At 57.4% G+C, this 8,922-nt stretch carries 9 protein-coding genes and 1 pseudogene; 9 read left to right on the forward strand and 1 reads right to left on the reverse strand.

Annotated elements, in window-relative coordinates; translation table 11 throughout:
- Window positions 1-162 precede the first annotated feature (162 nt).
- Genes A3754_RS04230 through A3754_RS26460 form a run of 3 tightly spaced genes read left to right on the forward strand, consistent with a single transcriptional unit; the run spans window position 163 to window position 1,413 of the window.
- Window positions 163-492, forward strand: coding sequence for a DNA-binding transcriptional regulator (locus A3754_RS04230; protein WP_063518851.1), 330 nt, complete (start codon window positions 163-165; stop codon window positions 490-492).
- A 1-nt stretch (window position 493) separates the two neighbouring features.
- Entirely contained in the window at window positions 494-1,204 is a 711-nt protein-coding gene (locus A3754_RS04235) for a M48 family metallopeptidase (RefSeq protein WP_063518922.1), read from the forward strand.
- On the forward strand, window positions 1,165-1,413 hold the full coding sequence (locus tag A3754_RS26460) for a YhfG family protein (RefSeq protein WP_156496774.1): 249 nt from the start codon (window positions 1,165-1,167) through the stop codon (window positions 1,411-1,413). Before A3754_RS04235 ends, A3754_RS26460 begins: the two co-directional genes overlap by 40 nt.
- Window positions 1,414-1,439: 26 nt before the next feature.
- On the opposite strand, the gene ylqF is transcribed toward A3754_RS26460, so the two are convergent.
- Window positions 1,440-2,378, reverse strand: a complete 939-nt coding sequence (gene ylqF, locus A3754_RS04240) for a ribosome biogenesis GTPase YlqF (RefSeq protein WP_063518923.1) — start codon at window positions 2,376-2,378, stop codon at window positions 1,440-1,442.
- A gap of 207 nt (window positions 2,379-2,585) precedes the next feature.
- On the opposite strand from ylqF, the gene A3754_RS04245 reads away from it, so the two are divergent.
- The 6 genes and pseudogenes from A3754_RS04245 to A3754_RS04270 form a co-directional block, all read left to right on the forward strand.
- Window positions 2,586-3,788, forward strand: coding sequence for an acyl-CoA dehydrogenase family protein (locus A3754_RS04245; protein ID WP_063518924.1), 1,203 nt, complete (start codon window positions 2,586-2,588; stop codon window positions 3,786-3,788).
- A 144-nt stretch (window positions 3,789-3,932) separates the two neighbouring features.
- Entirely contained in the window at window positions 3,933-5,057 is a 1,125-nt protein-coding gene (locus tag A3754_RS04250) for an acyl-CoA dehydrogenase family protein (protein ID WP_063518925.1), read from the forward strand.
- A gap of 149 nt (window positions 5,058-5,206) precedes the next feature.
- The gene (locus A3754_RS04255; RefSeq protein WP_063518542.1) at window positions 5,207-5,833 is read left to right on the forward strand and encodes a TetR/AcrR family transcriptional regulator; all 627 of its coding nucleotides are present in this window, start codon (window positions 5,207-5,209) and stop codon (window positions 5,831-5,833) included.
- Between the two features lie 149 nt (window positions 5,834-5,982).
- Window positions 5,983-6,873 (forward strand): oxygenase MpaB family protein, encoded by an 891-nt coding sequence (locus A3754_RS04260; RefSeq protein ID WP_063518926.1) that lies wholly within the window; start codon window positions 5,983-5,985, stop codon window positions 6,871-6,873.
- Between the two features lie 11 nt (window positions 6,874-6,884).
- A complete protein-coding gene (locus A3754_RS04265) occupies window positions 6,885-8,555 on the forward strand; it encodes a class I adenylate-forming enzyme family protein (protein ID WP_063518927.1) in 1,671 nt (556 codons plus the stop codon).
- A 32-nt stretch (window positions 8,556-8,587) separates the two neighbouring features.
- Window positions 8,588-8,922, forward strand: a pseudogene (locus A3754_RS04270) (hypothetical protein); the annotation flags it as partial.

Consider the following 8,922-nt stretch of genomic DNA (forward strand, 5'->3'; position numbering starts at 1 on the left):
AGGGCAAGCGCGGTGGGGTGCGGATTATCTATTACTGGTACGCCGGTGGCGCACAGTTCTGGTTGTTCACCCTGTATGACAAGGATGAGGCAACCGATTTGACCGCTGACCAGAAGAAAGCCCTCAAGGCGCTGCTGGCGCGCGAGGTGGAGGCGAGAAGCCATGGCAAAGAAGACTGACAACAAGCGCGATATCTTCGGCGAACTGACCGAAGGCTTTGAGGCGTTGCAGGATGCCCGGGAGGGCAAGCAAACCCTGCAGACCACTGAGCTGGAACTGAAAGACCCGCTGGAAATTACCGCTGCAGAAATTCGTTCGCTGCGCGAAAGCCTGAAAGTGTCCCGCCCGATCTTCGCCAACATGCTACGCATGAGTGTGCGCACGCTTGAGCGCTGGGAGCAGGACCGTGGTAAACCGGACCAGGGCTCGACCACCCTGATGCGCCTGATTCAGCGCCACCCGGAAACGCTGGACTGGATCAGAGAGCTATAGCTTGAAGCGTCCTGAATTTATCGACGGCAACGGCTTTATTGCCGAAGTGATCCGCACCAGTCGCCGCAAGTCTGCCGATATCCGGGTGGAAGAAGGGGCGGTGTCGGTGGTGGTGCCGGCGGACGTTTCTTTGGAGCGTATTGGCGAATTGCTGGCGGCCAAACGCCGCTGGATCAAGGAAAAGATCGCGCTTCATCAGGAGATGACCCCGCCCAGCAGCAAGCGCTACGTCTCCGGAGAGTCCTTCTCCTACCTTGGCCGCAACTACCGGCTGAAAGTGGAAAAAGGCCTCTTCGCTCCGGTGAAATTGGTGCAGGGGCGTTTGCTGGTGTCCGTGCCCCAGGGCGCGGAACAACCCCACATGATCCGCAACGCCCTGATTCGCTGGTACAAGCGCCAGGCCGAAACGAAACTAAAAGATAAAGTCGCCCGCTGGGCGCCGCAGGTGGGCGTCACTGTCCCCAATGTGTCTATCAAAACCTTTAAATCCCGCTGGGGAAGCTGCACCGCGAAAGGTGAGCTGCAATTCAACTGGCAGATCATGATGGCCCCGAACCGTATGGTGGATTACGTGGTTGTCCACGAGTTATGTCATTTGATTCGCCATGATCACTCGCCGCAGTTCTGGGGTGAGGTGGGCAGGGTGCTGCCCGATTATGAAGAATGCCGGGAGTGGCTGAAGCGGCATGGGCATGTGATGGTTGTGTTGTAAAAGTCACTCAACAGCATAATGAATTTGACCGAGGTGACGTGATGATTTCTCCCTCTTTAAAAACCAAAATGGCATACTTCGCCAGCGTTCGCCGTCGCAATGATGCAGCGGGCTTGAGGCTGGAAGGTTTTGATGTTCCCGAAAAGGCGTCTGAACCACGGTTTTCTTCGAAAGAAGAAGCGGTACGTTTTCATTCCCGACAGCGATAATCTCTAGCCATTTTCGCTGGGATAACCTATTTCTGCCCCTTCGCCTTATACGCCGCCTTCCTGGCCTTCTTCTTCGCCTCCTTCTCCTCCTCTTTCAACCTGCGTATCTCCGCCACCTTCACATGCTCTTGCTCCGCCATGGCCGGGGTTTCCAGGGTGAGCTGGCCCAGTCTGCCGCCGCGGTATTCGCTGATCAGCAGGGTGGCGGCGCGGTCGAAGTCCACGTGGCCGCCGCTGCCCAGGCAGCCCCGTTGTTTGCCGATGGTTTCCAGGAAGGGCACGCCGTCTTCGGGCAGGTCGTCGCGTTTGAAGCGTTCTTTCATTTGTTGCGGGTAGGCCTGCATGAAGTATTCGGCAGCGAACAGGGCCACGTCGTCTTCCTGCATGGCGGTGGCCTTGATGGCGCCGGAGAGGGCCAGGCGGTAACCGCTGTCCGGGTTTTCGATTTTCGGCCAGAGAATGCCGGGGGTGTCGATGAGCACCAGGCCGTTGCGCAGGTCGATGCGTTGCTGGCGCTGGGTGACGGCGGGTTCGTTACCGGCTTTGGCGATGATGCGGCTGGCCAGGTTGTTGATCAGGGTGGATTTGCCCACGTTGGGAATGCCGGTGATCAGGGCGGTAACGCTGGTGGCGCGGTCGGTCCGCTTGCCGGCCATTTTCAGGGCGGTGTCCACCAGTTTGCGGATCTGTTCCGGTTTGTCGGTGGTGATGGCCAGAGCACGAACTTTCGGGTCCTGCTCCAGGTGATCAAGCCACTGCTGGGTGACGGCGGGGTCGGCCAGGTCGCTTTTGCTGAGCAGTTTCAGGCAGGGCTTGTCGGCCCGGAATTGTTCGATCACCGGGTTGGCGCTGCTGTAGGGCAGGCGCGCGTCCACCACCTCGATGATCAGGTCCACCTTGGGAAGAATGTCGCGGATTTCGCGGATGGCCTTGTTCATGTGGCCGGGGAACCAGTTGATGCTCATGGGGACNCCGTGTCGTATCGATTGAATGTGGTGGGGAGTATAAACCAGGTGGACGGGGGAGTGTTGCGGGCTGACTGGCGCAGGCAGGGTAAGGGCTCTGCCTGTTTTGACGGTTTTGGCCATCCGGGTGAAACGAATCGTCATTATTGTCTCAAGTCGCCTCCCGTACACTGGGCTGATTGAGTTTATACATAAGTGGAGTGCGTCATGGATCTGCAGGTGCCGGAACAGGAAGCATCATTTCGGGATGAGGTGCGAACCTTCCTGGAAGAAAGCCTCACCGATGAAATTCGCGAGGCGGGCAAGATGGTGACATCGGTGTTTTCACCGGTGAAAGAGGCCATGGCCTGGCAGACGATCCTGAACAACAAGGGCTGGGCGGCCCCGCACTGGCCAAAAGAGTTCGGAGGTACCGGCTGGAGCGTGACCCAACGGGCCATTTTCGCCGAAGAGCTGGTGCGTGCGGAAACCCCGCCACTGGTGCCCATGGGCTTGCACATGTGCGGGCCCTGCCTGATTGGTTGTGGCACTGAAGAGCAGCAGAAGGAATACCTGCCAAAGATCCTCAGCGGTGAACATTTCTGGTGCCAGGGTTACTCGGAGCCGGGTGCTGGCTCCGATCTGGCATCGTTGAAAACCTTCGCTGAGAAAGACGGTGATGACTACATCATCAATGGCACCAAGATCTGGACCACCTACGCCCATTACGCCAACAAGATGTTCGCGTTGGTGCGCACCCGCAAAGACGGCAAACCGCAACAGGGCATCACCTTCCTGTTGCTGGATATGGACCTGCCGGGTATTTCCATTGAACCCATCGTTGGTCTGGATGAAGTGACCGAGCAGTGCCAAGTGTTTTTCGACAATGTCCGCGTACCGCAGAAGAACCGTGTTGGTGAGGAAAACGATGGCTGGACGGTGGCCAAATACCTGCTCACGTTCGAACGCGGTGGCCAGGAGTATGCTCCCAGCCTTCATGTGCAGTTGGAAAAGATCAAGGTGATGGCATCCAAACAGCAGACCGCGTTTGGTGCCTTGCTGGACGATCCGGTATGGCAGCACAAGCTGGCCCAGCTGGAGGCGGATGTGCTGGCCCTGGAGTTTACGGAAATGCGTATCAAGTCGGCGCTGTCAGCCGGCAAGGATCCGGGGGCGCTGTCGTCCATGACCAAGATTCTGGGTACCGAGCTACTGCAGAAAGTGACGGAACTGCGCATCGAAACCCTGGGGGCGCAGGCGACGATCTGGCAGCCCCAGGCGCTGGTGCCCGGCGACGATCAGCCGATTACCGGGCCGGAATATGCGCTCACCGCCATGCCCCATTATCTCAATTCCCGAGCCTGCTCCATTTACGGCGGCTCCAATGAGGTGCAGCGCGGGATTATCGCCAAGGCGGTGTTGGGGCTTTGAGGGTGACTGAGGGCCGGGATTCGTCATGCGAGCATGACTTCCCGCAGGGGCTCTCGGTGGTGTCAGGTTTTGTGGGAAACCATGCTCGCATGGTGAAGGCTGGAACGGTGAGAGCCGGCAGCTACCCGGGAATGGAGAACAACGATGAATTTTCAGTTGAGTGAAGAACAGCAAATGCTGGCGGATAGCGCCAAGCGGTTTGTGCGCGACAACAGTGATGTCGAAACCCATCGGCAGAATAAAAAACTGATGCCCCTGGATACAGCCACCTGGCAGAAGCTGGCTGAACTGGGTTGGTTGGCGGTGCCGTTTGAGGAAGAACACGGGGGCATGGGCATGGGCCCGCTGGAAACCATGGTGCTGCTCGAGGCGCTGGGTGAAGGCCTGATCATGTCACCGTATATCGCCACCGTGGTGTTGGGTGGCGGGTTTCTGCGCCGGGCCGAGGCGTCCCAACAGGCGGAAACCATTCCCGCATTGATCGAGGGACGCTTGCAGCTGGCGTTTGCCGCTGAAGAGTACGAACGGGTTTTTAGCCTGGAAAACACCGCCCTTCAGGCCACAGTGAAAGGCGATAATGTGGTGTTGAATGGCACCAAGGCATCGGTGATGAATGGTGACCAGGCGGACCTGTTGGTGGTGCTGGCCCGTACCGCTGGACAGCCGGGTGATAAGGATGGTTTGTCTTTGTTTCTGGTAGATGCCAGTGCCGAAGGAATCGCGCGCGTGCCCCATCGCATGGTGGATGGCCGCCAGGGGGCAGAAATTCGCTTCTCAGACGTGACGGTGCCTGGTGTGGCTCGCATCGGTGAGCTGAACAAAGGCTATGATGTGGCCAAAGCGGTGCTGCATGAGGGGCTGTTGGCCTTGTCAGCAGAGAGTGTGGGAAGCATGTCCGTGTTGCTTAACGATACGGTGGAATACACCAAGACCCGCAAACAGTTCGGCTTGGCTATCGGTAAATTCCAGGTGCTGCAGTTCCGCATGGCGGATATGTTCATCGCTATGGAACAGACCCGCTCCCTGTTGCTGGCATCCACACTGAAATACGTGGAAGGCCACGAGGATGCGGATAAGGCGGTGTATGCCATGAAGGCCCAGTTGGGCCGTGCCGGACGCAAGATCGGCCAGGAAGCCATCCAGATCCATGGTGGCATGGGCATGACCGATGAATTGGGTGTGGGCCATTTCGTCAAGCGGTTGACGGCAGCGGATGGACTGTTTGGTAATGCGGATATGCATTTAAGGGCGATGGTGCAACCCGCCTGAGCCGATACCATGGCGGGGCTTGTTGCTTGGTCATGGAGGCATTGCTATGAAACGGAATTTGCGGGCTGGGGAGCCATGGGGTATATACCCTTGATGAGGGTATTCGCGCAGGTTGATCGCGTATCCGGTTCATATCACAGGGAGTTGGAATGTCTCGCAAAAATATCGCGTCGGCGGCGCTGCTCAAGAATCTTCAGGTTCCCCAGGGCGATAGAACCTACGAGAAAATTCTTGATGCCGGGTTGGCATTGTTCGTGGAATTCGGTTTGCGACGTACCACCATGGAAGATGTGGCCACCCGTGCGGGCATTGGTCGGGCGACGGCCTATCGTCGTTTTGCGGATAAGGACCAGTTGATTCAGGTGGTGATTCTGCGCGAATGCCAGCGACAACTGGCGATGATCGAAGATGAACTGGAGAAGCTGGACAGCGGCCTTGAACGTGTTCTTGAATCCTTCGTGCTGGCGGTGACCCGGGCCCACCGGCATCCGTTGCTGAAGCGGCTGCTGACTTCCGAACCGGAGACCATTTTGCCGCTACTGACGCAACGCCTGTGGCAAATGATGGGGTTCTTCCGTATCTATCTGGCGGGGTTGTTGCAGGTGGAGCAGGATAGCGGTGCTATTCGTCAGCAGCCCATGGAGCCCATGGCGGAACTGATGTTACGGCTTATGCAGTCCATGGTGCTGTCCCCTGATGGCGTATTGAACCCGGCCGATGCTGACAGCGTACGCCGGGTGGCGGAAGACTACCTGCGCCCGCTCCTGACACCTTGATTGTCTTCCTGACCCTCCTGACCCAATGTGACGGGTAATTGATCATTTTGTCCTAAACATAACAGTGAAAGCTGTATGCATGGGTTGCCTCTCGGCATGGGTGAGACGTATTTTTGTATTTGTCTCATAGCCAGTTATCGAGCTCCCCCATGACACAGACCGCTGAACAGACAGAACGACACCTGGACCTTCAACCGTTGGGACCTGACTCCCTGACCTGGCAGGACTTCGGTTCCTGGCGTTTTCACTTGATGCTGCCGCAGGCTTTTGTGCTGCAGGTGGCGCATCCGATTATCGATGCGGGCGTGGGAGAACACTCGGTCTATAAAACCGACCCCTGGGGCCGCGCCAAACGGTCTACCGAATTGCTCTGGCCCATTGTGTATGCGCGGCCCCAGCGTGCTATCGAGATGGGGGTGAAACTGTATGACCTGCATCGCTCCATCAAGGGGGTCGACAAGCAGGGAAATAAGTACTTCGCGCTGGACCCGGAAGCCTACAGCTGGGTACACATCACCGGCTACGATGCCACCATTCGTATGCATGAGTTCTTCGGCTCGTCGCCTACCACCCGGCAGCGCCATGCGATGTTTGCCGAATGGCGGCAACTGGGAAAACTGATGGGCATCCGTGACCAGGACTTGCCCGCCACGGAGAGTGAATACTGGGATTACTTCCATGGCATGATTCGCGACAAACTGGAGTGGGGAGACGTGGTGCAGGATCTGATGCGCCCCGAACATTATCTGGAAATTCCCAAGCCCCCAAACAGCAAGATACCCGATGCCGCCTGGCGCATGATCCTTGCCGTGATGGGGCGCTTCATGCGATTCAATCTGCGCGCAACACTGCCCGTTGCGTTCCGTGAAAAATTCCAGATCCCCTGGACCACCAGCGATGAACGCCTTTTCCGTCTGTGGTGTGGCACGTACCGTGCCATGCACGCCCTGACACCGAAAAAGTGGCGACTGATTCCACTGGCCCGCAAGGCCTACTCGGATGCGCAGCGCCACCCTGAAGCCTATAACAGCAATAACTGAAGGTGCTTTTTATGAAGTCGGATACCCGCCCCTGGCTGTCTACCTACGAATCAATGGGCCATGACTGGCACAGCCTGCCAGAGTTGCCCGAGAAGACCCTGTCTGACTATGTGCGGGGGTATGCGGAGCAGTTTCCGGATCGTGAAGCCCTGGTGTTCCTGGGCCAGGCCATGAGCTATCGGCAACTGGATGAGATGGCCGATCGCATGGCGGCGTTGTTTGTCTCGCAAGGCGTCAAGGCCGGCGACGTCCTGGGCCTGCAGATGCCAAACACCCCGCAGTATGTGGTGGCTTTTATTGCGGCGGCGCGTCTGGGCATGGTGAGCACCAGCATTTCGCCTTTAATGACGCCGCCGGAAATTATTCACCAGGCCAGCGATGCCAGAGTGAAAATTCTGATGACACTGATGCCGTTCTGGCAGACCTCCATTCCACCGGTGTTGGGCAAGGTTGAAAGCCTGCAGACCGTGATTGTGTCCGGCCCCATGGACCTGGTCTCCGGTCAGGGGGAAAGCGTGGAGGAATCCCGTGACGGTGTGAATGTGATGTCGCTACATGATCACCTGCCGGCCAGCGCGGATCCGGTCAACACAAAGGTAGCCATGGATGAAGTGCTGTATCTGCAATACACCGGCGGCACCACTGGTATGCCGAAAGGGGCCCGGCTTAGCTCATCCAATCTGTTCATGAATAACCTGCAGGCCAATGTGTTTTACGGCTACCGCACCGGTGAAGAAACGGTGGCCTCGGCGTTCCCGCTGTTTCATATCGGCGGGGCGGCCGTGTTGTTCAATGCCCTGCGTACAGCGTCCACCTTCCTGTTGATCCCGGATCCCCGGGACATTGATCATTTTGTTGGTGAAATGCACAAGCGCACACCGACGGTGCTGGCTGCGGTGCCGGCGTTGTACCAAATGCTGTGCGCTAACGACACCTTCAAATCACTGGATTTCAGCGGCTTGCGTATGGCTATTTCCGGTGCCGCACCGTTTGCCAAAGAAGAGGTGCAGAAACTGGAAAGTGTGGTCGGTGCCGGCAAGTTTTGTGAAGTGTACGGCATGACTGAAACCAGCCCGGTGATCACGCTGAATCCGGCGTCACACTTCAAGGAAGCCCACGTGGGGATTCCGCTGCCGGGCACGGATGTGCGCATCGTCGATGCTGAAGACGGCACACGCCCCATGCCACAGGGCGAAGCCGGGGAGATCATCGCTTCCGGCCCGCAGGTGATGCAGGGGTATCTGGCGATGCCGGAAGCGACCCGGAAAGCGCTGCGGGTGATGGATGGCCAGACGTGGATGCATACCGGCGACATCGGTGTGATGGATGAAGAGGGTTTTATCCGTGTTTGTGATCGCAGCAAAGACATGCTGATTGTCGGTGGCTACAAGGTGTTTTCCGTGGAAGTGGAGGGCAAGGTTCAGAGTCTGCCATGGGTTGCCATGTGCGCGGTTGTCGGCCGCCCGGATCATGACCGACCGGGCAATGATGTGGTGCAGCTCTATATCCAGCGCATGCCGGACAATCAGGCGTCCGAGTCAGACCTTAAAGCCGAGTTGTCCACGTTCTGCAAAGCCAATATGTCGCCTTACAAGGTACCCAGAGAGGTGTTCTTCATTGATGCTATTCCTCTTACCTCCGTGGGCAAGATTGACAAGAAAGCCTTGCGACAAACCGCATAAAAGCAGTCCGAATACCAACAACAATCAGGTGAATGATGATGATTTCCTTGCTGCTTGAACAGGGTAAAAAGCTGCTGGTGGTCCTGCTACTTGCGCTGCAGGGCTGCTCTTCTCTGCAAGAATCGAACTATGTACCCATCTCCCCGGAAACACTGAATGAATGGATGGTGGAAGGCAGGTTTGTGCTCCGTGCGGAGGGTGTAAAAAGCAAAAGCTACTTTTACTTCAAGCAGCTGGGGGAAAATTATCAGCTGGCCGTGTTGATGGATGACCCGGTGGGCGCCCCCAAGGCGGTGATCAGCGGCAATGTCTATGCGCCGCAAGAAGAAACCCTGGATGTGATGGGCGGGGTGGAGGCCAAGAAGGT

The organism is Alcanivorax sp. HI0083 (assembly GCF_001635175.1).